The organism is Paracoccus sp. KR1-242, assembly GCF_049446195.1.
In the GTDB taxonomy this organism is placed as follows: Bacteria; Pseudomonadota; Alphaproteobacteria; order Rhodobacterales; family Rhodobacteraceae; genus Paracoccus; species Paracoccus broussonetiae.
The window spans coordinates 675,157-698,128 of sequence record NZ_JBMSED010000001.1 but is presented as its reverse complement, the minus strand read 5'-3'; the positions used below and the strand labels follow the sequence as shown (position 1 = coordinate 698,128).

Genomic DNA, 22,972 nt, shown 5'->3' with positions numbered 1-22,972 from the left:
TTCAGGCCCTGACCAACACCGCCAGGTCGGCGACATTGGTGCCGGTCGGACCTGTCATGACCAGCGCGCCCCCGGCCTGCAGCGCGGGGGTGGAATCGTTTCGCGCCAGCGCTGCCAACGGATCGATTCCGCCCGCGCGGATGGCGGCAGGGGTGCCCGGTCCGACCAGCCCGCCCGCGGCCTCGCCCGGCCCATCGCGCCCGTCGCTGCCGACCGAGGCAAAGGCCCAGTCGAAATCCACGGGTCGCGCCTCGGCCAGCAGCGCAAGACGCAGGGCGAGTTCCTGGTTGCGACCGCCCATGCCGTCCCCGGTCAGGCGCACGGTGGTCTCTCCACCCAGGGCCAGCGCCTGTCCCGGCGCCAGGCTGGGGGCAAGGCGCCAGATCTCCGCGGCGCATTCCTGCACGTCGCCCTCCAGCGGGATCGGCGCGGCGGTCGCGCCGCCTTCAACCATCGCGGTGACCGAGATCGTATTCGATCCGACCAGAATATTGCGCGCCGGCGGCAAGGCCGGGTTTCCATCGGGCCGCAGCAATGCGGCGCGGGCCGTTTCCGGCATCCGGTCCCAGATACCCAATTGCCGCGCCAATGCCATCGCTTCGGCCCGGCCTCCGACCGGGGCCACGGTCGGTCCCGAGGCAATGACCCGCAGGTCGTCCCCCGGCACGTCCGACAGGATCAGCGCCACAATCGGCCCAGGGGACAGGCGCAACCAGCCCCCACCCTTCAGCCGCGAAAGGTTCTGGCGGATCAGGTTCACCTGAGCGATATCCGCGCCCGAACCCAGCAGCAGGCGGTTCACTTCCTGCTTGTCGGCAAGCGTCATGCCCGGCGACGGGGCGGGCAGCATGGCCGATCCTCCACCCGAGATCAGCGCGAGCACGCGGTCGTGCGGCGTCGTCGCGCGCAGCAGGTCTTCGACCTCGGCCGCGGCCGCGGCGCCTTCCGCGTCGGGCTGGGGGTGGCCAGCACGCAAGACCCGCGCCCCGTCCAGCGGCGCATCGTTTCCGGCATTGGTAACGACCAGCGCCCCCGCGCCCGGCAGGATCGCAAGCGCGGCTTCGGCCATGGCGCGGGCCGCCTTCCCCAGCGCGATCACCTGCCAACGCCCGCCCGGACCGGGCGGGTCGGCCAGCACCTCGGCCATGCCACGGCGCACGGCCGCGGCGGGATCCGCCGCAGCAATGCCCGCGCGGATCAGGCCCATCGCCCGATCGACCGGCCGCATCAGTTCACCCGGTCGGGCAAGGGCCGTCCTTCGGAAAAGGCCACCAGGTTGTTCATCGCACGCATCGCCATCGCGGTGCGGACCTCTTCGGCAGCGGTGCCCAGATGCGGCAGCAGCGTCACGTTCTCCATCGCGCAAAGGGCTGGAGAGACCTGCGGCTCGCGTTCGTAGACATCAAGTCCCGCGCCCGCGATGCGGCCCTGTTGCAGCGCCTCGACCAGCGCGGCCTCGTCCACCACATCGCCGCGGGCGATGTTGATCAGGAACGAATGCGGGCCCAGCTGAGCCAACTCATGCGCACCGATCAGATGACGTGTGCCCGCGCCCCCCGGCACGGCAACCACGGCGAAATCCGAGCTGCGCAGCAGCTCGTCCAGCCCCTCGACCTGCCGCGCCGGGAAGTCCAGCGCCGAGACGGTCGAGCGGTTGTGGAACAGCACTTCCATCCCGAAACCGAAATGGCAGCGGCGCGCGATGGCCTTGCCGATACGACCCATGCCGATGATGCCGACCGTCGCCCCGGTGACATGGCGGCCCAGCAATTGCGTCGGCTGCCAGCCGCGCCATTCGCCGCGACGCAACAGCCGCTCTCCCTCGCCCGCGCGACGGGCGGTCATCAGGATCAGGGTCAGGGCAATATCCGCAGTCGCCTCGGTCACGGCATCGGGCGTGTTCGACACGATGATTCCCGCATTCGCCGCAGCCGCCACGTCGATATGATTGAAGCCCGCACCGAAATTGGCGATCAGCTTGCAGCGCAGGTCGCCCCGAAACGCCTCGGCGGCGAAGCGGTCGCCTAAGGTGGGCATCACCGCGTCGAAATCGCGCATCGCGGTCGCGGCTTCTTCGGGGGAAAGCCCGCCTTCGCGGTCCAGAACAACCGTTTCGAACCGCTCGGCCAGGGCCTGTTCGGCCGCAAGCGTCATGCGGCGTGTCACCAGAAGCTTCATCAATACATCCTTCCCCCGACGGGCACCGGCTTGTCCGGCGCGATCAGCACGACCTCGCCCGATTCATCGGGCAGGCCCAGCACCAGAACCTCGGACATGAAGCGTCCGATCTGGCGCGGGGGGAAGTTGACCACGGCCAGCACCTGTTTGCCAACCAGCCCTTCGGGTGAGTAATGCCGGGTGATCTGGGCCGAGGATTTGCGCTCTCCGATCCCGGGGCCGAAATCGACCCACAGCTTGATGGCGGGACGTCGCGCCTCGGGGAAGGGTTCGGCACGGGTGATCCGGCCGGTGCGGATATCCACCGCCGCGAAATCGTCCCAGCCGATCTGTGCGCTGGCGCCGTTTTCTTCCACGCTCATTTCCCCAACTCCCGCCCGCGTTCGGCCGCGGCGGCGATGGTGCGGCGCATCAAGGGCGGCAGACCGGTTTCGGGATCCATCAATTCGCGCAGCCCCGCAGCCGTGGTCCCCCCCGGCGAGGTGACATTCTCGCGCAGCTTCGCCGGATCCTCATCGGCATGGACAGCCAGCGCGCCGGCGCCAGCGACGGTCGCTCGCGCCAGTGCAAGCGACAGATCCGGCGACAGGCCTTCGGCCACGCCGGCGGCGGCCATCGCCTCGATCAGGTGGAAGACATAGGCCGGCCCCGATCCCGACAGCGCCGTTACCGCGTCGATCTGATCCTCGCGATCAAGCCGCACGACGCGGCCAACGGCCAGAAGCAGCGCCTCGGCCAGCGCGACATCGGCGGCCGAGGCCTTGTCATTGCCGATGATCGCGCTGATGCCCTGCCCGATCGCAGCGGGCGTATTCGGCATGGCGCGCACGATGGGAGAGGTCGGAAACGCCGCCTCATAGGCCGCGATGGTGACGCCCGCCGCGACCGACAGGACCAGCGTGTCTGCGCCATAGCCGGCCAACTGGGGCAGCACGCCCGCCATCATCTGCGGTTTGACCGCAATCACCAGAACGGCCGGAGACTTCGGCAATTCACCGTTTATGGAAATACCCAGCCCTGACAGTTCCGCACGCGGATTGGGATCGACCACATACACCGCGCCCGGTTCCAGCCCGTTCTTCAGCCAGCCATCCAGAAGCGCCCCGCCCATGCGACCACAACCGACCAGGACCAGCCCACGGGCATTCAACGCCGAAATATCCATTGCATTCCCCCTGCTTGGCCGCCCGAACCGGTTTCAGGGGCGGCTCCTCAGGCTCGTCCGTAGGCCTCGGACATCGCGATGTCCATAGCTGCGGCAGGTGTCGAGTCCCCCCAGCAGGCCAGTTGGAAGCAGGGATAGAACCGTTCGGCCGAATCGATGGCGTTGCGGATCATCTGGTCGATCTGCTCGGGGCTCGCGATGGCATCGCCCGACAGAACCAGACCATAACGCCAGACCATCAGCTTTTGCGGCACCCAGAAGGTGAACCCGCCATCCCAGACCTGATCGTTGGCAAGGTTCAGCACCTCGTAAAGCGCGGGAAGCCGGTCGCTGGGCGGGTCCATGTCGAAGGTGCAGATCAGACGCAGCACCTCGTCACGCGGGGACCATGCCAGCGTGATCGAATAGTTGCGCCACTGCCCTTCGACCGCCATGGCGATCTGGTCCTCGGCCAGGCGATCGAAATCCCATTCGTGATGGGTCGCGACCGTCTCGACGATGTCGATGGGATGGATCTCGTCACTGTGAATGAAGTCACCAAGCTGCGCCATTTTCCCTGCCTTTCCAGAGTAGGGTGAGCCCACCCCAACCTTGGTGGACCCCAGCTACACCCGGCGTTGTCTCCGGGCGCGCCTACAATATATCGTGTTACCGTTCCATCTGGGTGTAAAGAGGAAATGATGCTACACGCCGCAGTTTTGCTGCAATTGCATTCCCCCCGCAGCGGGCAGGAGAACCGGGCATGACGGATGGCACGGCACGCGACCACGGTGGCGATATCGATCGCGCCGCACAGGTCTTCGGAGGCGCGGACTGGATCGATCTGTCGACCGGCATCAACCGCCGGCCGTGGCCGGTCCCCGCGATGTCGGCCCACGCCCTGACTGCGCTGCCGACCCGCGCCGACGAGGCTGGGCTGATCCGCGCCGCCGCCCGCCGCTATGGCGCGCCCGAATCCCAGATTCTGCCTCTGGCCGGGGCCTCGGCAGCGATCCAGCTTCTGCCGCATGTCATCGCGGGTCGCCGGGCCTCGGTCCTGTCGCCGACATATAACGAACATGCCTCAAGCCTGCGGGCAGCGGGATGGGACGTGGCCGAGACCACCGACCCCGAATCGCTGACTGGCGAGCTTGCGGTGGTGGTGAACCCCAACAATCCCGATGGGCGCAGCCTGACGCCTGACCTTATCGCGCGGATCGCGGATCGCGTCGGGCATCTGGTCGTGGATGAAAGCTTCGCCGATGCCCGTCCCGACCTGTCGGTCGCGGCGGTGCGGCCGGCCAATGTCACCGTGCTGCGGTCCTTCGGCAAATTCTGGGGTCTGGCGGGCCTGCGGCTGGGCTTTGCGATCTCGGAACCGGGCCTGCTGGCCCGACTGGCCGAGCGGGCCGGACCCTGGTCCGTTTCCGGTCCCGCGATCCAGGCCGGGACGGCCGCGCTTATGGACGATGCCTGGAATGATGCGACCGTGACCTGGCTGGCCGAGGCCAGCCTGCACCTTGACCAGATCGTCAGTGCCGCGGGCTGGCAGCCCCAGGGCGGCACCCATCTGTTCCGCCTTTACAGGACGCCGGATGCGCAATCGGCGCGGGACCGTCTGGCCCGCGCCGGAATCTGGAGCCGGATCTTTCCCTGGCATCCGCATTGGGTCCGGCTGGGCATCCCGGCGGACCGGGACGAATTCGACCGGCTTCGCGCGGCGCTTACAGCAGCCGGTTGACGTGGCCCATCTTGCGGCCGGGGCGCGCCTCGCCCTTGCCGTAAAGATGAACCTGCACACGCGGCGCGCGCAGCAATTCGGGCACGCGGTCCATGTCCTCGCCGATCAGGTTTTCCATCTCGACATCGGCATAGCGCTGGCCGTCGCCCAAAGGCAGCCCCGCAACAGCGCGAATATGCTGCTCGAACTGGTCGACGGCACAACCCGCCTGCGTCCAGTGTCCCGAGTTGTGGACCCGCGGCGCGATCTCATTGACGATCAGGCCGCCCGGCGTCACGAACAGCTCGACCCCCATCACGCCGACATAATCGAGCGCGTTGACGATCCGCGCCGCCATCAGCACCGCATCGGTCAGCAGCGCCTGCGGCAATCCGCTGGGCACGGTTGTCGTGCGCAGGATGCCCTCGCGATGGACGTTCAGGCCGGGATCGAAGGCCGCGACCTGTCCATCCGCGCCGCGCGCAACGATCACGCTGATCTCGGCCGAGAAATCGACAAAGCCTTCCAGGACCGAGGGTGCACCGGTCCAGTCGCGGCTGTCCGCATCCTTGAACCGGATCTGCCCCTTGCCGTCATAGCCCATGCGCCGCGTCTTGAGGATCGCGGGCGCACCCAGTTCGGCCAGCGCGGCGGGCAGATCGGCCTCGGTCTCGACATTGCGATAGGGCGCGGTGGTCAGGCCGATACCGGTCAGGAAGTCCTTTTCCGTCAGCCGATCCTGCGACACGGCCAATGCGCGGCGGTTCGGGCGGATCGGACGGATCGATTCCAGCAGATCCAGCGCCGCCGTCGGCACGTTCTCGAATTCATAGGTGATGACGTCCACCGAACCGGCAAAGGCCCTCAGAGCGGCCTCGTCCTCATAGGGCGCATTCGTCACGCGATGCGCCACATCACCCGCCGGGGCCGCACCCGGTTCATAGATATGGGTGCGATAACCCAGCCGGCTGGCCGCAACGGACAGCATCCGCCCCAATTGTCCGCCGCCCAGGATGCCGATCGTCGCGCCCGGTTTCAGTTCAGTCATCCTTCGGCTCCTCGGGAATGGAATCGGACAGGGCCTGGCGCCAGGCATCAAGCCGCGCGGCCAGAGCGGGATCGGTGATCGCAAGGATCCCCGCCGCCATCAGTCCGGCATTGGCCGCGCCCGCCGCGCCGATCGCCATGGTCGCCACCGGATAGCCCTTGGGCATCTGCAGGATCGAGTAGAGCGAATCGACGCCGGACAGCGCCTTCGTCTGGACCGGGACGCCGATCACCGGCACCCGCGTCTTGGACGCCATCATGCCGGGCAGATGGGCCGCCCCGCCCGCCCCCGCGATGATGACCTTCAGGCCGCGCGAAACGGCGGTCTTGCCATAATCCCAAAGGCGGTCGGGCGTGCGATGCGCGCTGACGATCCGGGCCTCATACTCAATCCCCAATTCGTCCAGAATGGCGGCAGCCTCGCGCATGGTGGGCCAGTCCGACTGGCTGCCCATGATGATTCCGACGGGTTTCTCCAACGCAAAGCCCCCTGTTCGCACCTGTTGCCCCCGCCCTAGCGCGGGCGGAGCAGCGATGCAATCGCGCCCGGTCTTCAGGCGATGATATCGGGGGTCAGTTCATCTTCCAGCCGGGCGATGCGGTCCTTCAGCGACAGTTTCTGCTTCTTCAGACGCTGCAACGTCAGGGAATGGGTCAGGCTTTGGCTCGACAGCGCATCAATGGCGGCGTCCAGGTCCCGGTGTTCGCGCTTGAGCACCTCAAGGCGGGTGCGCGCGATCTCCTCGTGGGACATTTCGTGGTGGGCGTTCATGTCGGGCCTCGGGCTGGACTGCCCTTCTTATAACCCACCGAATCCGCACTGTTAATGGGGCAGCGCATTGATCGTGAATGGCGCCCCGCCCTTGCGCCGTGCCGATGCCGCCCACATATTGGATCAGCCGGATCGCCATACCGGGGTCCGGCCGACAGTCGCTTTGATGCAAAGGGCTTGGGGAAATGACCAAGATCAGTCTGGCCACACATCCGTTCCTGCTGGGGTTCGACCAGTTGGAGCGCCTGGCCGAACGGGCCGCCAAGGGGGCCGAGGGCTATCCGCCCTATAACATCGAACACCTGAGCCCGAACGGGTTCCGCATCACCCTGGCCGTAGCCGGGTTCTCGGATGACGATCTCTCGATCACGCTCGAGGATCGGCAGCTGGTGATTCGGGGCCGACAGGCCGAACCGGACGAAGGCCGCGTCTTTCTGCACCGTGGCATCGCCGCCCGCGCGTTCCAGCGCAGCTTCGTTCTGGCCGACGGGGTCGAGGTCGTCTCGGCCGGGCTTGAGAACGGGTTGCTGAACGTCGACCTGTGCCGTTCGGTGCCCGACAGCATCGTGCAGACCATTCCGATCAGCCGCAAATGAAAGGGGATCGCAGATGAACGAGAAATTTGAATTCGGACCGGAAGCCTCGGAGCCTTCGGGCAATCTGGTCTATATCCGCCGGGTCGAGCTTGACACGCTGCCCGACGACGTCCGCAAGCAGGTACCGGATGCGGATGCGCTTTACGCGGTCCACGGTGCCGATGGCGAACGCTTGGCGCTGGTGAAAGACCGCAGCATGGCCTTCATGCTGGCCCGCCAGAACGAATTGACCCCGGTCAGCGTCCACTGAACGGGAATGCACCGCCGCTTCACCCGAAGCGGCGGTGCCAAGGGCATGCCCTTAGTAGCTGCCCCCGCCGGACGAACCACCCGACGAGCTGCCCGACGGAGCGGCGGCGGCGGTATCAGCCGCCGGCGCGGTCGAGGCGCGCTGATAGGTAAAGGTGCCGGTCGCCTGTTTCGTCCCACCGTCGCAGGTCGCGGTAAAGCTGGTCAGGCCATCGTCAGCGGGGGTCGAGGAATAGGTCGCGACCTTTCCGCCAACGCAATTGGCTGCAAGCGCCTGTTTCACCACCTCGTCATCGAAGCCCGCAGGATTGAACGAACCGGTCAGGTTTCCGTCAGCGACGTTGACGACCAGATGGTCGGGGTTCGCCTCGGTCTTTTCCTCGGTCGTGGCGCAGGCCGCCAGCATGGCGCAGGACAGCAGGGCAAGACCCATGCCGGTATACGAGTGCTTCGAAAATTTCCCAGTCAGATTCATTGAAAGCATGATGTGCCCCAGAAATCAGCGTGATGAACACACAGGATTGCAAAGGATCACGTTTGCGTCAATTGACAGCCAAGGAAGTTTCAGCCCGGAAAACCGTATCGGCCGATCATCGCTCGCACGGCCCGGTCATTGCCGTCGCCGGCCAGATTCTGCCCGCGCAGGTTCTGGGCCTGAGAGCCCGGCCATTCCGTGATGCGAAAACGTCCACCGACCTTGGCGGGTTGTGAGCCGGCCAGCCGGTGCATCCAGTAAAGCCAGACATCATCGGCCGAGGGCGCAAGCTCCTGAAACAGATCGACGCGCGCGACATCGGGGTGAAACACGCCCGGCGCGTAAAGCACGCCCCCCACCCCCGTCGGAAAGATCAAGGCTGAGCGGTCGGGGGCAGAGATATTCCTTTGCCAGTCGCCATAGCTGCGTGGTTGCCCGTCGGGGGCCAGCGAGACGCGATGCGCACGATGGCAGACGACGCCCTGCCCCGCATGACGGACCAGCCCCTCCAGCCAGTCTGGACCGTAATAGACATCGTCATCGGCCGTCACGACATAGGCGCCCGGCGCTTCGGCCAGCGTCGGCACGATTTTCTTGTAGGATCGCATGTCCGGGCAGGTCAGGACCTCGACACCCAGCCCCCGGGCCTCGGGCGGCAGCGCCTGTTCGTCGCATTTGTCCAGCCACAGGATCACCCGGTCCGGCCGCACCGTCTGGCGCGTCAGCGAACGCAGCACCAGCGGCAACGAGGCGAAGCGCGCGGCATAGCTGGTCAGGCTGACGACCAGCGGTGCTTCCAGTCCATGCGGCCGGGGCACCACTGCGCGGGCGGCAATCTCTGCCTCGGCGCGGGCGATGCGGCGGCCCTGCTTCCAGCGCCGGAACGCGTCGGCGATCATCCCTGCCACGCCGTGCGCAGCCAGTCGATTCTGCCGATCCGGCGATACCAGGTACTGCCGCGCCCGCCAAAGACGTCCTCCATCTTCGGCGCGCCGGCGAACAGGACGATCCGCGCGCCCTCGGGCAGTTTCGGATCGCCGAAATAGCTCAGCAGATTGCGGGGCACGCAGTCGTTCTTGAAGCTGACGCACCAGCCTTGCGGCCAGTAGTGCAAGTGCCCATGCAGTGCCAGTTGGGCGCTCTGGAATTGCTGGCTGATCTCGTAATCCTGCGTCGCGGCCTCGGGATCGGCGAGGTAAGCGTCGAGGATATAGGAATGCGCACCCACCACGTAGCGAAACACCGAGGAGTTGCCGACCGAGTTCAGGAAGCGGTCCCGTTCCGGATTGATCTTGCGCAGCGGCTTCGACCGGAACAGGTCGTCGTCGCGGATGATGAAGAATTCGCCGGGCAGATCGAAAAACGGTGACAAGTCATCGACCACGACCAGATCGAGATCCAGAAACAGCGCCGTCATTCCGGTGAAGCCGCCCAGGTCGTGGCGGAACAGCGCCAGCTTGCGCCAGCGCGTGTCTCCATGCCCCTTGGGCAGTCCCAGTTCGGGCAGCGGCAACGCCTCGACACCGGGGTCGATGCCAGTGGCGTCGTCGGTGAAGCAGATGAAGCGATGCGGCCGGTCCAGATGGCGGCGGACCTGCCGGAACAGGCGGTTCACGTCGTCTGCGCCGTAAATCGTGCCCCATTTCATGGTCAGGATCAGGACAGGCTCGGTCATCTGCAATCCTCTGGTTCAGCCTGTCCCGCGATAGGCGAAGGGGCCGCGCCGGTCAACGCCGGCAAGACCCCGCGTGGCGTCACGACCGGTTTATTCCAGCCCGATCAGACCCATCTGCTCAAGCTTCAGCAGAACTTGTTGGGCAGCGTAATCGACATCGAACCCTTCGGTCTCGACCCGCAGCTCGGGGTTGGCGGGAATCTCGTAGGGGTCCGATATGCCGGTGAATTCCGTGATCCGCCCTTGGCGCGCCAGCTTGTAAAGCCCCTTGCGGTCGCGCCGCTCGCATTCCTCAAGGCTGGTCGCGACATGGACCTCGACGAAAGCCCCGCTGACCTCGATCATGTCGCGCACGGCCCGACGGGTCGCGGCATAAGGCGCGATCGGCGCACAGATGGCGATGCCGCCATTCTTGGTGATCTCGGAGGCGACATAGCCGATGCGGCGGATGTTGATGTCGCGATGTTCCTTGGAAAAGCCAAGCTCGCTCGACAGGTGCTTGCGCACCACATCCCCGTCCAGCAGCGTGACGGGACGGCCCCCGATCTCCATCAGCTTGACCATCAGCGCGTTGGCGATGGTCGACTTCCCCGAACCGGAAAAGCCGGTGAAGAAGACGGTGAAGCCCTGCCGGTTCCGCGCGGGCGAGGTGCGACGAAGCTGCGTGACCACCTCGGGGAAAGAGAACCATTCCGGGATGTCCAGCCCCTCGCGCAGGCGGCGGCGCAGCTCGGTTCCGGAGATGTCCAGAACGACCGCGCCCTCTTCGACCTCGTTGGCGGGTTCGTATTGCGCGCGATCCTGGACATAGACCATCTGCTTGAAGTCGACCATCTCAATGCCGATTTCGTCCTGGTGGCGGCGGAACAGTTCCTGCGCGTCATAGGCGCCATAGAAATCCTGGCCCTGGCTGTTCTTGCCGGGCCCGGCATGGTCGCGGCCGACGATCATGTGGGTCAGGCCGTGGTTGCGGCGGATGATGCCGTGCCAGACCGCCTCGCGCGGGCCGCCCATGCGCATCGCAAGGTTCAGAAGCGACAGATGCGTGGTGGCATGCGGATACTTGTCCAGCACCGCCTCGTAACACCGCACGCGGGTGAAGTGATCGACATCGCCGGGCTTCGTCATGCCGACGACGGGATGGATCAGCAGGTTCGCCTGCGCCTCGCGCGCGGCGCGAAAGGTCAGTTCCTGATGCGCGCGATGCAGCGGGTTCCGGGTCTGGAACGCGACCACCCGCCGCCATCCCAGCTTGCGGAAATGGGCGCGCAACTCGTTCGGCGTGTTCCGATGCCCCCGGAAATCGTAATGGGTTGGCTCCTGCAGACCCTTGACCCGCCCGCCCAGATAGACCGGCCCGGCAACGTGGTGCAGGTAATGCACGGCCGGGTGTGCGGGATCATCGGCGCCATAGACCATTCGCGCCTCAAGCGACTTGTCGGGCGTCCACTTGTCCGTCACCGACAGGATCGCCAGCACCACCCCCTCGGCATCGCGCAGCGCGATGTCATCGCCCGGCTCGATCCGGTCCGCGAAGTCCTGCGAGACGTCCAGCGTCACCGGCATCGGCCACAGCAGGCCCGAGGCCAGCCGCATGTCACTGACCACACTGTCGTAATCCGCCTGCGTCAGAAAGCCCCTGAGGGGCAGGAATCCGCCATTCATCAGCAGTTCCAGATCGCAGACCTGTCGCAGCGTCAGATCCCACGAGGGCAGCTTGCCCGCCTCGTGCTTCAGGGACTCGGCCGCCTCCGGGCTGACGTAAAGCTCGGGGACGGGCGCATGGTTCGGCTGGGTCATCTTGGGCTCGGGCCTCGGGGAAAAGCTCAGGCTATGCCGCCGGGCTTTTCCCGCGCAACCCCGGCCTCAGGCCTCGGCGGGGATTTCCGCCGTGTCGGGATTGGGTGCACCGGCCATGTGATGCTCGGCCAGCCAGCGCTCGGCGTCCAGCGCCGCCATGCAGCCCATGCCCGCGCTGGTCACGGCCTGACGATAGATGTGGTCGGTCAGGTCGCCCGCAGCGAAGACCCCGGGAATCGAGGTGCGCGTGCTGCCCGCCTCGACCTTGACGTAGCCGCCGTGATGCAACTCAAGCTGCCCCTGCACCAGTTCCGAGGACGGTGCATGGCCGATCGCGATAAAGACGCCATCCGCCGCGACCACCTGCTCGGCGCCATTGCCGACATGGCGCAGGCGGATGCCGGTCACGCCCAGCGGGTCGCTGTCGCCCTGGACCTCGACCAGCTCATGATCCCAGATCACGCGGACCTTGGGATGCTTGAACAGGCGTTCTTGCAGGATCTTCTCGGCTCGCAGGCTGTCGCGGCGATGAACCAGGGTGACGCGGCTGGCGAAGTTGGTCAGGAACAGCGCCTCCTCGACTGCGGTGTTGCCGCCGCCGATCACCGCCACTTCGCGGTTGCGATAGAAGAAGCCGTCGCAAGTGGCACAGGCCGAGACCCCGAAGCCCTTGAACTTCTCCTCGCTGTCCAGACCCAACCAGCGGGCTTGCGCGCCGGTCGCCAGGATGACCGCGTCCGCCGTGATCTTCGCGCCCGAATCCAGATGGGCGACGAAAGGCCGCACCTGCAGGTCCAGCTTCGTTACCGTGTCGATGAAGATGCGCGCGCCCATCGCGCGGGCATGGGCCTCCATCTTGACCATCAGGTCGGGGCCCTGAATCTCGGTCTCGCCCGGCCAGTTCTCGACCTCGGTGGTGATGGTCAACTGCCCGCCCGGCTGCATCCCCTGGATCAGCACCGGCTCCAGCATTGCGCGCGAGGCATAGACGGCGGCTGTATAACCCGCCGGCCCCGATCCAACGATCAGGACGCGGCTGTGGGACGGAAGCGTCGGGGTGGCGGAATCTGCGGGGGCGTGGGACATGGCAACTGGACCTTTTGCGTTTCGCGCCCTAGGTAATCACCCCCGCTGCCTCATGCAATGCGCGCCCCAGCGCCGCAAGGCGGCGGAAAGAATGTTGCGCGGAAGTGCCTGGCAAGATAGCTTCCGGCATGAAAAAGGCCCACAGGCAGGCCAAGAGGAAAAGTATGAGCGGCGCCCGACTTGACGAGATCGACCGAAAAATCCTTGCGGAGCTTCAGGCCGACGGGCGCATGACCAACGTCGAACTTGCGCGACGGGTCGGCATCTCGGCCCCGCCCTGCCTGCGCCGTGTTCGCGCGCTGGAAGAGATGGGCTATATCCGCGGCTATCACGCCGATATCGACGCGCGCGAACTGGGGTTCGAGGTGCAGGTCTTCGCCATGGTCCGGCTGGTCAGCCAGTCCGAGCGCGATCTTTCCGCCTTCGAGGCGCTGGCCCGCGAATGGCCGCTGGTCCGCGAATGCCACATGCTGAACGGCGAGATCGACTTCATCCTGAAATGCGTCGCGCCCGACCTGCCCAGCTTCCAGCGGTTTCTGACCGAAAGCCTGACCGCTGCCCCGAACGTCGCCTCGGTCAAGACAAGCCTGGTCATCCGCTGCGCCAAGGACGAACCCGGCGTGCCCTTCGACGTGGTCGAACGCCGCGCGGCCGCAGTCGGCTAATTCCCCCCGTCGCGCGGGACTGATCCGGCCGCCTCCTGCCCCGCACCTTCCGCCGCGCCGCGAAAGGTAAAATCCTCGGTCGCGACGCGGCGAGTCTCAAGCGCGCCCAGCAGGTGATGGCGCGCCTCGGCCCGGTTGTCGTCGATCATCGCGTGCAATTCGGCCTCGAATTCCTCGCGGTTGAAGTATTCGTCCAGATTGACGATGGCGGCGTCTGTGCCGAACCAGATCACGGCGGCCGCGCCCGCACCGCAAAGGATGCTGGCGACCGGTCCACCGGGGGAACAGATCGCGGCACCCCCCGCCGCACCGCTGCCGACGCCCGTGGCCTTGACCGCACCCTTGGCGGCAGCCTTGCCCGCGATCTTCGTCGCCAGCTTCTTTGCCATCAATCCCGCCGCTGCCTTGACGGCGGGCTGCGCGGCCAGTGTCATCGTCACGGCGACCGGCGCGGTGACGCCGATCCGGGCGATTGCGTCCCGCTGGATGTGGCGCGTCACCTCTCCCGGTCCGACAGATGCGCCGGAACCGGCCAGTTCCTCGCCGACCTGCCGGTCAAGACTGGCGCGGAAATTGTCCATGAACCCCCGGTCCAGATCCTGCGCAACCTTGACCAGCGCAGGTGCAAGCTCGGGGAACAGCCGCGCCTCCATCCCCTCGCTCATGCGGCCAAGCGCCGCGGTGCCAAGCTCGCTGTATTCGCCAAGCACGCTGTAGTGAAAATCGGCATAGGCCGGGATCGCGGCATAGACCGGGCCATAGGCCGCCGCCAGCAGACCATCAACGCGCTGTTCCTGCGCTTGGAAGGCGGCATCCCCCGCCTTGCGGATCATCTGTCCAAGCTGGCTTTCCGGGATCTCGCGCGTCTGGGGTGCGGCCGGCGGCGGGTTGCGGCTGACCACAGGATGATCGCGCAGCATGGCCAGCACCGACAGGCCGATGACCGCCGCCGCCATCAGCAGGATGGCAATCCAGAAGCTGCGCTGGAACAGGCTGCGCTTCATGCCGGGACCTGCTCGACGGCGTGGCGGGTGAAGTCCTGCACCGCGACCATCGCGCGGGCGGTCACGAACACGACCAGCGCGGCATCAAGACTGAAAAGCAGCCCGACCCAGACGGCATCCCGATATTGCGCGGCCAGCCACAGCTTGCCCGCATCCAGCGCGGCGAATGCGCCCATCACCTCGCGCGGCCAGCTTTCACGCCCCGGCAGCGCATCCAGCGTCGCAGCCATCGCCTCGCTGAGGCCAAGACTGGTGATGTCGTGATGGACCGGGATCACCGCCCAGTTGATCCAGACCAGAGGCGCAAGCGCCATCAGCGCGGCGGTGGCGCATGCGATCCGATGTCCCGCCAGACGGGCATAGGGCGGGCTGAGGCCCCGTCCCAGAACCCCTGTCACGCCCATCGAAAGCAACCCCGCCAGCAGACAGACCGCACCCAGCAGCCCCAGCACCGGCGCCGGGGCAGCCAACGCCTGCCACGCCAGCACGGGCAGGCTGACGAGGGTGGCAAGGGTCGCGTTCAGACGCGCGCCCATGCGTCCGGTCAACCAGCGCCCAAGTCGCGCACCGGGCAGGATGACGACCGCAAGCTCGGCCCGGCGTCGATCGCGAAGCGGACGATAGATGCCCATCCAGATCGCCACGGCCAGCGGCAGCAGCGCCAGCGCCGCCCATTCCGTCAGCGGAAAGGCCAGTCGCCACAGCGCCAGCGGCACCAGCAGAACCATCACCGCCCGCGCGATCTCTGCCACCGCTCCGGCGACATTGCTGGAATGCTGGGTCATGTCCGTGCGGCGCGGTCGCCGGTCGCGCATGTCGCGGATGCATCCGACGGCGATCCGGGGGCCTGCCTCCGGTATCGCACGACCGGCGCAGCCCCGCGCCGGGTCACAGCGTGATGACCGAGATCAACCGCCCGTAATCCGCCTCGTGCAGGTGCGTGCTGCGGCGATAGGAATAGAAGCGATCCGGATCGGCATAGGTGCAATGCCCGCTCCACTCTGCCTCGACCCCGGCTTCGCGCAGCCGCGCCAGCCCGAATGAGGGCAGGTCGAACATCGGGCGCCCGTTCGGACCGCCCGAGAAAAAGCGATGATGATCCGGGTCCTCGGCCAGAACCTCGTCCATGAACTCGTCCCCGACCTCGTAATGGCGCTGGCTGATGCAGGGCCCGATGACCGCGCGGATGCGGGTCGCGCCCAGATCGGCCATTGCGCCCACCGCTGCCTCAAGCACCCCGGCCAGCGCGCCGCGCCAGCCGGCATGGACCGCGCCGATGACCCCGGCCTGAGGATCGGCCAGCAACACCGGCTGGCAGTCCGCCGTCAGCACCGCCAGCGCGACGCCGGGTTGGTTCGTGACAAGCCCGTCGGCACGGATCTTGGCGAATGAAAGCGGATCGTCGCCTGCGCGCAGCGTCGCCACCTCGGCCGAATGCACCTGATGGACCGTGGCAAGCCGGGTCGGCGCGACGCCCATCGCGTCCGCGGCCCGGCCCCGGTTGATCGACACCATCTCGGCCTGATCGCTGGAGCCGTAGCCGCAGTTCAGACCGGCGAACAGGCCCGAGGATGCGCCGCCACGGCGCGTGAAGAAGCCGTGCCGAACGGGTTCGAGCAGCGGATGGGTCAGGATCTCAAGCGTTGTCTGCATGGGTCTCCAGGGGGTCGAAGCCGGGTGGCGCCGGGGCCGTCGGCGACCAAAGCGCCAGCACCTTGAATAGCTGGCCCATTTCGCCGGGCGCGGTCAAGCGATGAAGCGCGGCCCCTGCCCCGGCATCCCCGGCCGCCGCAAGCCGCGCGGCGCGCGTGCCGATATCCAGCCGTTCCAGCCACGGTCCCTGCGGGATCATCCGCGACACCTGCGCCCCTTCTGCCCGCGCCGCATGGGCAAGTGGCAGGAAGTCGACATGCGCGGTCAGGTCCGCCTCTCCGGGATTGGCAAGCGGGTCTTCCGGCGCGTGCTGGCGCAGCGCCTGGAAGGTGTCACCGCGCCCGTTCCAGTTGCCATAGTCGATCAGGATCGCCGCCCCGCCATGCCGCGCGATGCGACCCGAGATCTCGGCGATGACCGGCAGCGCCGAGGGGCAGGTTTCCCGGACCTCTCCCAATGGCGCGTCGGGGCCGGGCTCTGGCGCGGCAAGACCAAGGGTCAGACGTCCCTGCGGGTCCAGCGCCACGATCCGCTCGGCCCAGCCTTCGGGCATGCGCTGGAACTGCCGGATGGGCAAGGCGTCGAAGAATTCGTTCGCGACCAGAAACAGTGGCTGCTCGGGCAGTTCTGCCGCGGTGCCGGCATGGACGATGTCGCCCAGCCGCGCGCGCTGCACGCCCCGCAGATGGGCCGAAGCTTCGACCAGCGTGACCTGCGCGGCCTCGGCCATGCCGGGCACGATGCGGATCGCGCGCAGGATGTCGGCCATCAGCGTGCCACGACCCGGCCCGATCTCGGCCAGGGTGAAGGGCGCGGGGCGGCCCTGGTCCAGCCAGGTCTGCGCCAGCGCCAGGCCGATCATCTCGCCGAACATCTGGCTGATCTCGGGCGCGGTGATGAAGTCGCCCGCGCGGCCAAAGGGATCGCGGGTCGCGTAATAGCCGTGCTGAGGATGAAGCAGGCAAAGCTGCATGTATTCATCCAGCCGCAACGGCCCCGACAGACGGATGCGCGACGCGATCAACCGCGCCAGCGATGTCATGCGAGGGCCTGCCCGATCGCGGGACGACGCCGCGCGTGAATGACGAAGGCCAGACCGATCAGCACCATCGGCAACGACAGAAGCTGGCCCATGCTGAGCCCCCAGACCGCGCCGCCAAGAACATGGCCCAGCGGGTTGTCGGGGGTGATGAACTGGGCATCGGCCTGGCGGAAGAACTCGACCACGAAGCGCGACAGGCCATATCCCATGACGAAGGTGCCAAGCGCCAGGCCCGGCCGGCGCAGGCCGCCGCGACGGACCAGCAGGAACAGGACCAGCGCCAGCAGCACGCCTTCAAGCGCGGCTTCGTAAAGCTGGCTGGGGTGGCGGGCGCAAAGGCCGGTGATGCCGGGGCAATCCTGCGCCGCGGCGCCCGGAAAAATCACGCCCCAGGGCAGGTCGGTCGGCCGGCCCCATAGCTCGGCATTGATGAAATTCGCCAGCCGCCCCAGCCCCAGCCCGATCGGGGCGGCAACCGCCATCGCATCTGACAGCCGCAGGGGCGCGATGCCGTGACGCCGACAATAGATCCACGAGACGAGGACGACCCCCAGGAAGCCGCCGTGAAACGACATGCCGCCATTCCAAAGCTGCAGGATCTGCCCGGGATTGGACAGGTAATAGGCCGGCTCATAGAACAGGACGAACCCCAGCCGCCCGCCCGCGACCACGCCGACCACGACCCAGGACAGCAATTCCTCGACCTGTTCGGGGCGCATGGGGGCGGAGTCTCCCCACAGCGCCGGACGCCGCATCAGCCCGACGATGATCCGCCAGCCCAGGATCAGCCCGACCAGATAGGCCAGCGCATACCAGCGCAGCGACAGGGACAGGCCGAACAGATGAATGGTGAAGATTTCGGGCGAAATGTCGGGAAAGGGGATCATGGGGTCCTCATCAGCCGGGGGCAGGCTAGCGGCAGGGGCGGGTGTGTCAACATGCGCGCCCCGATTGAACCGCGGCCCTGCCGGGGCCATATAGGCGGCAACATCTATACGAAAGGCCCGCCATGACCGCGAACAACCGTTTATTCGATGATCTCTCGAAATTGATGACCAATGCCATGGGAGTCGCACAAGGCGCCAAGGACGAGGCACAGACCGCGTTCAACAGCTGGATCGACCGCTGGCTGGCCGAGCGCGACTTCGTGACCCGCGAAGAATTCGAGGCCGTGCGCGAGATGGCGATCAAGGCCCGCGCCGAGAATGCCGAGCTGCGTGCCAGACTGGATGCGCTGGACGGCAAGGGCGCTCAGGGCGCCGGAACCGAGGCCTGATCCTTCAGCCTTCCCTGCTGGTCGTAAAGCAGGATCTGGCCCGTTTCCGTCACCACCACCACCCAGTGGCGGGCGAATGTGATGGCGGCGGGCGTCTCTCCCCTCGGCAGCGTGATCTGCTCGGGCAGTTGGGGCAGCGGCGCTTCGGACAGCCGCAGCCACAGCAGCGCCGCGATCGCCAGAACGCCGATCCCCATCACCGCGGCCAGCGAGGTCACGAGGATTCGCAGCCAGCGCAGCATCGGCAGCGCTTCCTCGGCCCCCGGTTCCGCCCTATCATCCCGTCCCATGCCAGAAATCCTAATCCACGTCCCCGAAGGACTGTCAGATCGACTTGATAAGGCCCTTGTCAGCCTCGCGCCAGAGCAGGCGGCACTGTCACGCTCGCGCCTTGCGAAACTGATCGCCGACGGCGCGGTCAGCGGCCCCCTGGGCCCGGTAAGCGACGGCAAGGCCCGCCCCGAGCCGGGCACCTATCGCATCGCCATCGGCGAGCCCGAGCCGCTGGAAGCCCTGCCCGAGTCTATCCCGCTGAACATCGCCTATGAGGACGATGACCTGATCGTCGTCGACAAGCCCGCCGGCATGGTCGTGCATCCGGCTCCGGGCACGCCCAGCGGCACGCTGGTCAACGCATTGCTGGCGCATTGCGCCGACAGCCTGTCCGGGATCGGCGGCGCGGCGCGACCGGGGATCGTCCACCGCATCGACAAGGAGACCTCGGGCCTGCTTGTCGTCGCCAAGACAGATCGCGCGCATCAGGGCCTTGCCCGCCAGTTCGCCGACCACTCCGCGCATCGCCGCTATCTTGCGATTGCGCATGGGCTGATCGACGCCGCCGACCCCCGGCTGCGCGGGCTGAAGGGCCTGGCCTTCGAGGCGGGCGGCGTCCTGCGGATCACCACGCTTCTGGGCCGCCATCCTTCGGACCGGCAGCGCCAGGCGGTCAGCTTTGACCGGGGGCGGCACGCGGTCACGCGGGCGCGGCTTCTGGAAAGCTATGGCCACCCACCGGCCGCCATGCTGGTGGAATGTCAGCTGGAAACCGGGCGCACGCATCAAATCCGCGTGCATATGGCCCATGCCGGTCTGGGTCTGGTCGGCGACCCGGTCTATGGTGGAGCGCGAAAGCCCTCGGCCAAGGCACTGGGGGCGGATGCCGCGGCCGCGATTGCGGCCTTCCCGCGCCAGGCCCTGCATGCGGCCGAGCTGGGGTTCGAACATCCCGCGACCGGTGACAGGATGAACTTTGCCAGCGCACTGCCCGCCGACATGGCGGAACTGCTGGACCGTTTGCGGACCCGCCGCGCCGAAGGCCCTTCCCTCGCGGAACCGGGGGCGTCATGATCGAGTTTTCAATTACCCGCCCAGTTGCGGGACAGGGATTTTGAGATGGCCAATTTAGCGAACCTTCCCGCCCCCAGCCCCGAACAGGGGCTGAACCGCTATCTGCAGGAGATCCGCAAGTTTCCCCTGCTGGAGCCGGAAGAGGAATACATGCTGGCCAAGGCCTGGGTCGACCACGAAGACCCCGAGGCCGCCCAACGGCTTGTGACCAGCCACCTGCGTCTGGCCGCCAAGATCGCCATGGGCTATCGCGGCTATGGCCTGCCTCAGGCTGAAGTCATCTCCGAGGCCAATGTCGGCCTGATGCAGGCGGTCAAGCGCTTCGACCCGGAACGGGGTTTCCGGCTGGCGACCTATGCGATGTGGTGGATTCGCGCCTCGATCCAGGAATATATCCTGCGGTCCTGGTCCTTGGTGAAGATGGGCACGACCTCGGCGCAGAAGAAACTGTTCTTCAACCTGCGCAAGGCCAAGTCCAAGCTGGGTGCGCTGGAGGAAGGCGACCTGCGCCCGGAGAACGTGGCCCAGATCGCGCATGATCTGAACGTGTCCGAGCAGGAAGTCATCGACATGAACCGCCGCCTGTCGGGCGGCGATGCGTCGCTGAATGCGCAGGTCGGCAGTGGCGAGGGTGATTCCGCCGCGCAATGGCAGGACTGGCTTGAAGACGATTCCGCGAACCAGGCCGAAGCCTTCGCCGAGGCGGATGAGCTGTCGGCCCGACGCCAGATGCTGATCGCCGCGATGGATGTCCTGAACGATCGCGAAAAGGACATCCTGATGGAGCGTCGCCTGCGCGACGATCCGATGACGCTGGAAGATCTTTCGACGCGCTACGATGTTTCGCGTGAACGCATCCGCCAGATCGAGGTCCGGGCTTTCGAAAAGCTGCAGAACCGCATTCGCGAACTGGCCCGCGCCCGCGGGATCACGGTTCCCGAAAAGGGCTGAGACGGAACCCGGATTTGTCCCGTCACGTCGGCATGGAACCTGCGGGCAACCCCGCCCGTCGACGTCGCGCCCATCCCGGGCGCGGCGGCAACCGTCTTTGCATCCCCCCGCTTGCGACAATTCCCCGAGAGGCGCGCAGCTGCTTGGTTGACCGGCAAGGGCGGCGGGATATGCTCGGCCACGTGCAGCGGGAGCCCGTGGCGCAAGCATGACGGCGCTAAACCAATATCAACGGCTAGAAGCCGCAGGAACCTGGCGGGAAAAGCCCGGCGCCTCGCCACGCGAGATCATCGCTTCGCTGGGGGACGCCACTCTTGTCCTGACCGATCTTCGCACCGAGGTGCCGGTCTCGCACTGGTCGCTGCCCGCGGTGATGCGGCTCAACCCCGGTCAGTCCCCCGCGCGCTATGCCCCCGGCCCCAACGATGCCGAAATGGTCGAGCTGGACGATCCCCTGATGATCGCAGCGATCGAGAAGGTCCACCACGTCATCGAGGCTAACCGCCCGCCCTCGGCCTGGCTGCGGGGATGGATGGTGCTGCTGGCTTTGGGGGCGATGGTCGTGGGCGCGGTCTTCTGGGTTCCCCCTGCGCTTTTGCGCCATGCCGCCGATATCGCGCCGCCCGCCCAACGGGCCGAGATCGGCCGCGCCATCCTGTCCGACATCGAGAAATCCGCGGGCGGCACCTGTTCGCGTCCGTCCGGGGACATGGCCCGCCACCGCCTGGCAGCGCGCCTGATCGGGCCGGATGCCGACATTGCCGTGCTGCCCACGGCGCTGAAGGGCGCGCGCCGCCTGCCCGGCCCGCTCACCATCATCGGGCAAGACCTGATCACGGGAGAGTCCGCCGCGCCCGAGATCGTCGCGGGCCATGTGCTGGCCGCACAGGCCGCCGCTTCCTCGGACGATCCCCTGCTCGCCGCGCTGCGCTATGCAGGGACGCGGGCCACTTTCGAATTGCTGACCAAGGGCACGTTGCCGGAATCCGCGCTGGCGGGCTATGGCGAAAGGCTGCTTTCGAATCCTCCGCCACGGGCCGAGGATGAAACCGTGCTGGGCTTCTTCGCCCGCGCCTCGGTTTCCAGTGAACCCTATGCCCGCTCGCTCGATCCGACCGGAGAGGCGGTGCTGGGACTGATCGAGGCCGACCCCTTCCGCACCGCCCAGCCAAAGCAGGTGCTGAGTGGGCGCGACTGGGTTGCCTTGCAGGAAATCTGCGACCAGTAGGCGCGGCCGTCAGCGCGGGACCGCCTGCCCGAACCCGTTCCGGCGGAGCCGGTCAAGGGCGCGCACGATCGCTTCGCGCGTGTCGAAGGGTCCCGCCAGCAGAACCGCTTGCCCCGCAGGATCGGACCTCACGCGCTGCACGGGGTAGCCAAGATCCGAAACGCGGCGCGCGACCTGCTGGGCCTCGGCCCCAGCGGCAAAACTTCCCAGCCGGACATAACGAGCCGATGCCGGAATCAGCCCGATCCGGGCAGCGCGGGGCATCTGCGCCCCGCGAGCAGGCAACGCGACCTTGCGCGCGACGGCCTTTGCCGGGGTCGCCACCTTGATTTCGGGCGCGGCAGGCGCGCTGGCCACCGCCACCGGCCGCACAAAGGCCAGCCGCGACAGTGTTGAGGCCGGGGCTGCACCGCAATAGCCCGACGTCGGATCGGCCCCGCCCCCGGCGGCCGACGGCTGTCCGTCATAGCCCAGCAGGCGACACAGCCGACGGTTGGGTTGCAGGTCGCGCCCCATCGCCTCGCGCAGCGCGGGCGCCGCACGAACCGAGGCGCGCAACGTATCCAGCGCAGCACTCGCCATCGGTTCCGGTCCCATGTCGGGCAGTTCCTCGGGTGGGCGCGGATCGCTGGCCAATTCTCCCGGCCTCAGGTTCGGAATGACTGCGTCAGTGATCGCCTGCTCAATCAGCTGCGCGCGGCTTTTCCCGGCATCGGGGTCCAGCGCCCTCAGGCGGGCCTGCCCGTTCGCGCCGCGGATCGAGGATGTCGGGGTAAAGCCGCAGACCGCGCTGCCGTCCCGCGCCAGCCTGGCCTGCCAGCGCCCCCCCTGATCCTGCAGAAACACGCAACCACGGCTGTCGACATATTGCCGTCCGGCGAAATCGGCGGGGGGCTCTTCTGCCGGGCGCAGGTCCGCGGCCGACGCGGGCCATGACAGGACCGCCCAGATCAGCACCGAAAGCAGCCTTCGTCCCATGCCCGTCCCCGCGTCCATTCCCGATTCGGGCCGGGCGCTGCCGGTTCCCGCATCGGGTGATAGGGTGCAAGGACTGAAGCGCGGGT

28 protein-coding genes are annotated in these 22,972 nt (G+C 67.1%); 8 read left to right on the top strand and 20 right to left on the bottom strand.

The window, feature by feature from the left end; translation table 11 throughout:
• Position 1 precedes the first annotated feature (1 nt).
• From ACO2Q4_RS03470 to ACO2Q4_RS03450, 5 genes are read right to left on the bottom strand one after another with little or no spacing between them, the layout of a single operon-like run.
• Positions 2–1,228 carry a glycerate kinase type-2 family protein gene (locus tag ACO2Q4_RS03470; protein WP_423317275.1) on the bottom strand — a complete coding sequence of 409 codons (1,227 nt, stop codon included), beginning with the start codon at positions 1,226–1,228 and terminating at the stop codon, positions 2–4.
• A complete protein-coding gene (locus ACO2Q4_RS03465; RefSeq protein WP_311760027.1) occupies positions 1,228–2,178 on the bottom strand; it encodes a 2-hydroxyacid dehydrogenase in 951 nt (316 codons plus the stop codon). Before ACO2Q4_RS03465 ends, ACO2Q4_RS03470 begins: the two co-directional genes overlap by 1 nt.
• Entirely contained in the window at positions 2,178–2,540 is a 363-nt protein-coding gene (locus tag ACO2Q4_RS03460; protein WP_395135063.1) for a tRNA-binding protein, read from the bottom strand. The genes ACO2Q4_RS03465 and ACO2Q4_RS03460 overlap by 1 nt, the downstream gene beginning before the upstream one ends.
• Positions 2,537–3,343 carry a pyrroline-5-carboxylate reductase gene (proC, locus tag ACO2Q4_RS03455; RefSeq protein WP_423317272.1) on the bottom strand — a complete coding sequence of 269 codons (807 nt, stop codon included), beginning with the start codon at positions 3,341–3,343 and terminating at the stop codon, positions 2,537–2,539. Before proC ends, ACO2Q4_RS03460 begins: the two co-directional genes overlap by 4 nt.
• Positions 3,344–3,390: 47 nt before the next feature.
• Complete coding sequence (locus ACO2Q4_RS03450; RefSeq protein WP_311760030.1) at positions 3,391–3,894, bottom strand: YbjN domain-containing protein; 504 nt, start codon at positions 3,892–3,894, stop codon at positions 3,391–3,393.
• Between the two features lie 191 nt (positions 3,895–4,085).
• On the opposite strand from ACO2Q4_RS03450, the gene cobD reads away from it, so the two are divergent.
• Positions 4,086–5,063 (top strand): threonine-phosphate decarboxylase CobD, encoded by a 978-nt coding sequence (gene cobD, locus ACO2Q4_RS03445; protein ID WP_423317270.1) that lies wholly within the window; start codon positions 4,086–4,088, stop codon positions 5,061–5,063.
• Here cobD and ACO2Q4_RS03440 read toward each other — a convergent pair.
• The 3 genes from ACO2Q4_RS03440 to ACO2Q4_RS03430 all read right to left on the bottom strand — a co-directional run bounded on the left by ACO2Q4_RS03440 (position 5,047) and on the right by ACO2Q4_RS03430 (position 6,861).
• A complete protein-coding gene (locus ACO2Q4_RS03440; RefSeq protein WP_395135060.1) occupies positions 5,047–6,090 on the bottom strand; it encodes a 5-(carboxyamino)imidazole ribonucleotide synthase in 1,044 nt (347 codons plus the stop codon). The two genes, cobD and ACO2Q4_RS03440, sit on opposite strands and share 17 nt — an antisense overlap.
• Entirely contained in the window at positions 6,083–6,568 is a 486-nt protein-coding gene (purE, locus tag ACO2Q4_RS03435; protein ID WP_311760033.1) for a 5-(carboxyamino)imidazole ribonucleotide mutase, read from the bottom strand. Before purE ends, ACO2Q4_RS03440 begins: the two co-directional genes overlap by 8 nt.
• Positions 6,569–6,642: 74 nt before the next feature.
• A complete protein-coding gene (locus ACO2Q4_RS03430) occupies positions 6,643–6,861 on the bottom strand; it encodes a YdcH family protein (RefSeq protein WP_311760034.1) in 219 nt (72 codons plus the stop codon).
• A 185-nt stretch (positions 6,862–7,046) separates the two neighbouring features.
• On the opposite strand from ACO2Q4_RS03430, the gene ACO2Q4_RS03425 reads away from it, so the two are divergent.
• Together ACO2Q4_RS03425 and ACO2Q4_RS03420 are read left to right on the top strand one after the other, a co-directional pair.
• Positions 7,047–7,457 carry an Hsp20 family protein gene (locus ACO2Q4_RS03425; RefSeq protein WP_311760035.1) on the top strand — a complete coding sequence of 137 codons (411 nt, stop codon included), beginning with the start codon at positions 7,047–7,049 and terminating at the stop codon, positions 7,455–7,457.
• A gap of 13 nt (positions 7,458–7,470) precedes the next feature.
• Positions 7,471–7,707, top strand: a complete 237-nt coding sequence (locus tag ACO2Q4_RS03420) for a DUF1150 family protein (protein ID WP_423317267.1) — start codon at positions 7,471–7,473, stop codon at positions 7,705–7,707.
• A gap of 51 nt (positions 7,708–7,758) precedes the next feature.
• On the opposite strand, the gene ACO2Q4_RS03415 is transcribed toward ACO2Q4_RS03420, so the two are convergent.
• From ACO2Q4_RS03415 to trxB, 5 genes are all read right to left on the bottom strand, one after another.
• Complete coding sequence (locus tag ACO2Q4_RS03415; protein ID WP_395135058.1) at positions 7,759–8,190, bottom strand: hypothetical protein; 432 nt, start codon at positions 8,188–8,190, stop codon at positions 7,759–7,761.
• 80 nt (positions 8,191–8,270) lie between these two features.
• A complete protein-coding gene (locus tag ACO2Q4_RS03410) occupies positions 8,271–9,080 on the bottom strand; it encodes a glycosyltransferase family 2 protein (protein WP_423317265.1) in 810 nt (269 codons plus the stop codon).
• Complete coding sequence (locus tag ACO2Q4_RS03405) at positions 9,077–9,856, bottom strand: hypothetical protein (protein ID WP_311760039.1); 780 nt, start codon at positions 9,854–9,856, stop codon at positions 9,077–9,079. The genes ACO2Q4_RS03410 and ACO2Q4_RS03405 overlap by 4 nt, the downstream gene beginning before the upstream one ends.
• Positions 9,857–9,946: 90 nt before the next feature.
• The gene (locus ACO2Q4_RS03400; RefSeq protein ID WP_423317263.1) at positions 9,947–11,656 is read right to left on the bottom strand and encodes a bifunctional sulfate adenylyltransferase/adenylylsulfate kinase; all 1,710 of its coding nucleotides are present in this window, start codon (positions 11,654–11,656) and stop codon (positions 9,947–9,949) included.
• A 66-nt stretch (positions 11,657–11,722) separates the two neighbouring features.
• The gene (trxB, locus tag ACO2Q4_RS03395) at positions 11,723–12,742 is read right to left on the bottom strand and encodes a thioredoxin-disulfide reductase (protein ID WP_311760041.1); all 1,020 of its coding nucleotides are present in this window, start codon (positions 12,740–12,742) and stop codon (positions 11,723–11,725) included.
• A gap of 164 nt (positions 12,743–12,906) precedes the next feature.
• Between trxB and ACO2Q4_RS03390 the strand changes: the two genes are divergently transcribed.
• Complete coding sequence (locus tag ACO2Q4_RS03390; RefSeq protein WP_311760042.1) at positions 12,907–13,407, top strand: Lrp/AsnC family transcriptional regulator; 501 nt, start codon at positions 12,907–12,909, stop codon at positions 13,405–13,407.
• On the opposite strand, the gene ACO2Q4_RS03385 is transcribed toward ACO2Q4_RS03390, so the two are convergent.
• From ACO2Q4_RS03385 to lgt, 5 genes are all read right to left on the bottom strand, one after another.
• The gene (locus tag ACO2Q4_RS03385) at positions 13,404–14,411 is read right to left on the bottom strand and encodes a hypothetical protein (RefSeq protein WP_423317260.1); all 1,008 of its coding nucleotides are present in this window, start codon (positions 14,409–14,411) and stop codon (positions 13,404–13,406) included. The two genes, ACO2Q4_RS03390 and ACO2Q4_RS03385, sit on opposite strands and share 4 nt — an antisense overlap.
• Positions 14,408–15,226 carry a hypothetical protein gene (locus tag ACO2Q4_RS03380; protein WP_423317258.1) on the bottom strand — a complete coding sequence of 273 codons (819 nt, stop codon included), beginning with the start codon at positions 15,224–15,226 and terminating at the stop codon, positions 14,408–14,410. Before ACO2Q4_RS03380 ends, ACO2Q4_RS03385 begins: the two co-directional genes overlap by 4 nt.
• Before the next feature lie 73 nt (positions 15,227–15,299).
• Complete coding sequence (gene pgeF, locus ACO2Q4_RS03375; RefSeq protein WP_395135051.1) at positions 15,300–16,064, bottom strand: peptidoglycan editing factor PgeF; 765 nt, start codon at positions 16,062–16,064, stop codon at positions 15,300–15,302.
• Positions 16,048–17,106: a class I SAM-dependent methyltransferase gene (locus ACO2Q4_RS03370; RefSeq protein ID WP_423317255.1), complete on the bottom strand. Its 1,059-nt coding sequence runs from the start codon at positions 17,104–17,106 to the stop codon at positions 16,048–16,050. Before ACO2Q4_RS03370 ends, pgeF begins: the two co-directional genes overlap by 17 nt.
• Entirely contained in the window at positions 17,103–17,993 is an 891-nt protein-coding gene (gene lgt / locus ACO2Q4_RS03365) for a prolipoprotein diacylglyceryl transferase (RefSeq protein WP_423317253.1), read from the bottom strand. Before lgt ends, ACO2Q4_RS03370 begins: the two co-directional genes overlap by 4 nt.
• Before the next feature lie 122 nt (positions 17,994–18,115).
• On the opposite strand from lgt, the gene ACO2Q4_RS03360 reads away from it, so the two are divergent.
• Entirely contained in the window at positions 18,116–18,382 is a 267-nt protein-coding gene (locus tag ACO2Q4_RS03360; RefSeq protein WP_311760048.1) for an accessory factor UbiK family protein, read from the top strand.
• Here the strand turns inward: ACO2Q4_RS03360 and ACO2Q4_RS03355 are convergent.
• Positions 18,358–18,672 carry a DUF6476 family protein gene (locus ACO2Q4_RS03355; RefSeq protein ID WP_311760049.1) on the bottom strand — a complete coding sequence of 105 codons (315 nt, stop codon included), beginning with the start codon at positions 18,670–18,672 and terminating at the stop codon, positions 18,358–18,360. The two genes, ACO2Q4_RS03360 and ACO2Q4_RS03355, sit on opposite strands and share 25 nt — an antisense overlap.
• On the opposite strand from ACO2Q4_RS03355, the gene ACO2Q4_RS03350 reads away from it, so the two are divergent.
• The 3 genes from ACO2Q4_RS03350 to ACO2Q4_RS03340 all read left to right on the top strand — a co-directional run bounded on the left by ACO2Q4_RS03350 (position 18,671) and on the right by ACO2Q4_RS03340 (position 21,908).
• Positions 18,671–19,729 carry a pseudouridine synthase gene (locus ACO2Q4_RS03350; protein WP_423317251.1) on the top strand — a complete coding sequence of 353 codons (1,059 nt, stop codon included), beginning with the start codon at positions 18,671–18,673 and terminating at the stop codon, positions 19,727–19,729. The genes ACO2Q4_RS03355 and ACO2Q4_RS03350 overlap by 2 nt on opposite strands.
• 45 nt (positions 19,730–19,774) lie before the next feature.
• Positions 19,775–20,680, top strand: a complete 906-nt coding sequence (rpoH, locus tag ACO2Q4_RS03345; RefSeq protein ID WP_311760051.1) for an RNA polymerase sigma factor RpoH — start codon at positions 19,775–19,777, stop codon at positions 20,678–20,680.
• A gap of 208 nt (positions 20,681–20,888) precedes the next feature.
• Positions 20,889–21,908, top strand: coding sequence for a hypothetical protein (locus ACO2Q4_RS03340; protein ID WP_423317248.1), 1,020 nt, complete (start codon positions 20,889–20,891; stop codon positions 21,906–21,908).
• A 9-nt stretch (positions 21,909–21,917) separates the two neighbouring features.
• Here the strand turns inward: ACO2Q4_RS03340 and ACO2Q4_RS03335 are convergent, their stop codons facing one another.
• Entirely contained in the window at positions 21,918–22,886 is a 969-nt protein-coding gene (locus tag ACO2Q4_RS03335; RefSeq protein ID WP_423317246.1) for an SPOR domain-containing protein, read from the bottom strand.
• Positions 22,887–22,972: the final 86 nt, after the last annotated feature.

What these genes read in the sequence shown, in the direction of transcription:
- ACO2Q4_RS03470 (WP_423317275.1), bottom strand. Translation starts at nt 1,228, where the DNA reads ATGCGGCCGGTCGATCGGGCGATGGGCCTGATCCGCGCGGGCATTGCT.
- ACO2Q4_RS03465 (WP_311760027.1), bottom strand. Translation starts at nt 2,178, where the DNA reads ATGAAGCTTCTGGTGACACGCCGCATGACGCTTGCGGCCGAACAGGCC.
- ACO2Q4_RS03460 (WP_395135063.1), bottom strand. Translation starts at nt 2,540, where the DNA reads ATGAGCGTGGAAGAAAACGGCGCCAGCGCACAGATCGGCTGGGACGAT.
- proC (WP_423317272.1), bottom strand. Translation starts at nt 3,343, where the DNA reads ATGGATATTTCGGCGTTGAATGCCCGTGGGCTGGTCCTGGTCGGTTGT.
- ACO2Q4_RS03450 (WP_311760030.1), bottom strand. Translation starts at nt 3,894, where the DNA reads ATGGCGCAGCTTGGTGACTTCATTCACAGTGACGAGATCCATCCCATC.
- cobD (WP_423317270.1), top strand. Translation starts at nt 4,086, where the DNA reads ATGACGGATGGCACGGCACGCGACCACGGTGGCGATATCGATCGCGCC.
- ACO2Q4_RS03440 (WP_395135060.1), bottom strand. Translation starts at nt 6,090, where the DNA reads ATGACTGAACTGAAACCGGGCGCGACGATCGGCATCCTGGGCGGCGGA.
- ACO2Q4_RS03430 (WP_311760034.1), bottom strand. Translation starts at nt 6,861, where the DNA reads ATGAACGCCCACCACGAAATGTCCCACGAGGAGATCGCGCGCACCCGC.
- ACO2Q4_RS03425 (WP_311760035.1), top strand. Translation starts at nt 7,047, where the DNA reads ATGACCAAGATCAGTCTGGCCACACATCCGTTCCTGCTGGGGTTCGAC.
- ACO2Q4_RS03420 (WP_423317267.1), top strand. Translation starts at nt 7,471, where the DNA reads ATGAACGAGAAATTTGAATTCGGACCGGAAGCCTCGGAGCCTTCGGGC.
- ACO2Q4_RS03415 (WP_395135058.1), bottom strand. Translation starts at nt 8,190, where the DNA reads ATGCTTTCAATGAATCTGACTGGGAAATTTTCGAAGCACTCGTATACC.
- ACO2Q4_RS03410 (WP_423317265.1), bottom strand. Translation starts at nt 9,080, where the DNA reads ATGATCGCCGACGCGTTCCGGCGCTGGAAGCAGGGCCGCCGCATCGCC.
- ACO2Q4_RS03405 (WP_311760039.1), bottom strand. Translation starts at nt 9,856, where the DNA reads ATGACCGAGCCTGTCCTGATCCTGACCATGAAATGGGGCACGATTTAC.
- ACO2Q4_RS03400 (WP_423317263.1), bottom strand. Translation starts at nt 11,656, where the DNA reads ATGACCCAGCCGAACCATGCGCCCGTCCCCGAGCTTTACGTCAGCCCG.
- trxB (WP_311760041.1), bottom strand. Translation starts at nt 12,742, where the DNA reads ATGTCCCACGCCCCCGCAGATTCCGCCACCCCGACGCTTCCGTCCCAC.
- ACO2Q4_RS03390 (WP_311760042.1), top strand. Translation starts at nt 12,907, where the DNA reads ATGAGCGGCGCCCGACTTGACGAGATCGACCGAAAAATCCTTGCGGAG.
- ACO2Q4_RS03385 (WP_423317260.1), bottom strand. Translation starts at nt 14,411, where the DNA reads ATGAAGCGCAGCCTGTTCCAGCGCAGCTTCTGGATTGCCATCCTGCTG.
- ACO2Q4_RS03380 (WP_423317258.1), bottom strand. Translation starts at nt 15,226, where the DNA reads ATGCGCGACCGGCGACCGCGCCGCACGGACATGACCCAGCATTCCAGC.
- pgeF (WP_395135051.1), bottom strand. Translation starts at nt 16,064, where the DNA reads ATGCAGACAACGCTTGAGATCCTGACCCATCCGCTGCTCGAACCCGTT.
- ACO2Q4_RS03370 (WP_423317255.1), bottom strand. Translation starts at nt 17,106, where the DNA reads ATGACATCGCTGGCGCGGTTGATCGCGTCGCGCATCCGTCTGTCGGGG.
- lgt (WP_423317253.1), bottom strand. Translation starts at nt 17,993, where the DNA reads ATGATCCCCTTTCCCGACATTTCGCCCGAAATCTTCACCATTCATCTG.
- ACO2Q4_RS03360 (WP_311760048.1), top strand. Translation starts at nt 18,116, where the DNA reads ATGACCGCGAACAACCGTTTATTCGATGATCTCTCGAAATTGATGACC.
- ACO2Q4_RS03350 (WP_423317251.1), top strand. Translation starts at nt 18,671, where the DNA reads ATGCCAGAAATCCTAATCCACGTCCCCGAAGGACTGTCAGATCGACTT.
- ACO2Q4_RS03355 (WP_311760049.1), bottom strand. Translation starts at nt 18,672, where the DNA reads ATGGGACGGGATGATAGGGCGGAACCGGGGGCCGAGGAAGCGCTGCCG.
- rpoH (WP_311760051.1), top strand. Translation starts at nt 19,775, where the DNA reads ATGGCCAATTTAGCGAACCTTCCCGCCCCCAGCCCCGAACAGGGGCTG.
- ACO2Q4_RS03340 (WP_423317248.1), top strand. Translation starts at nt 20,889, where the DNA reads ATGACGGCGCTAAACCAATATCAACGGCTAGAAGCCGCAGGAACCTGG.
- ACO2Q4_RS03335 (WP_423317246.1), bottom strand. Translation starts at nt 22,886, where the DNA reads ATGGGACGAAGGCTGCTTTCGGTGCTGATCTGGGCGGTCCTGTCATGG.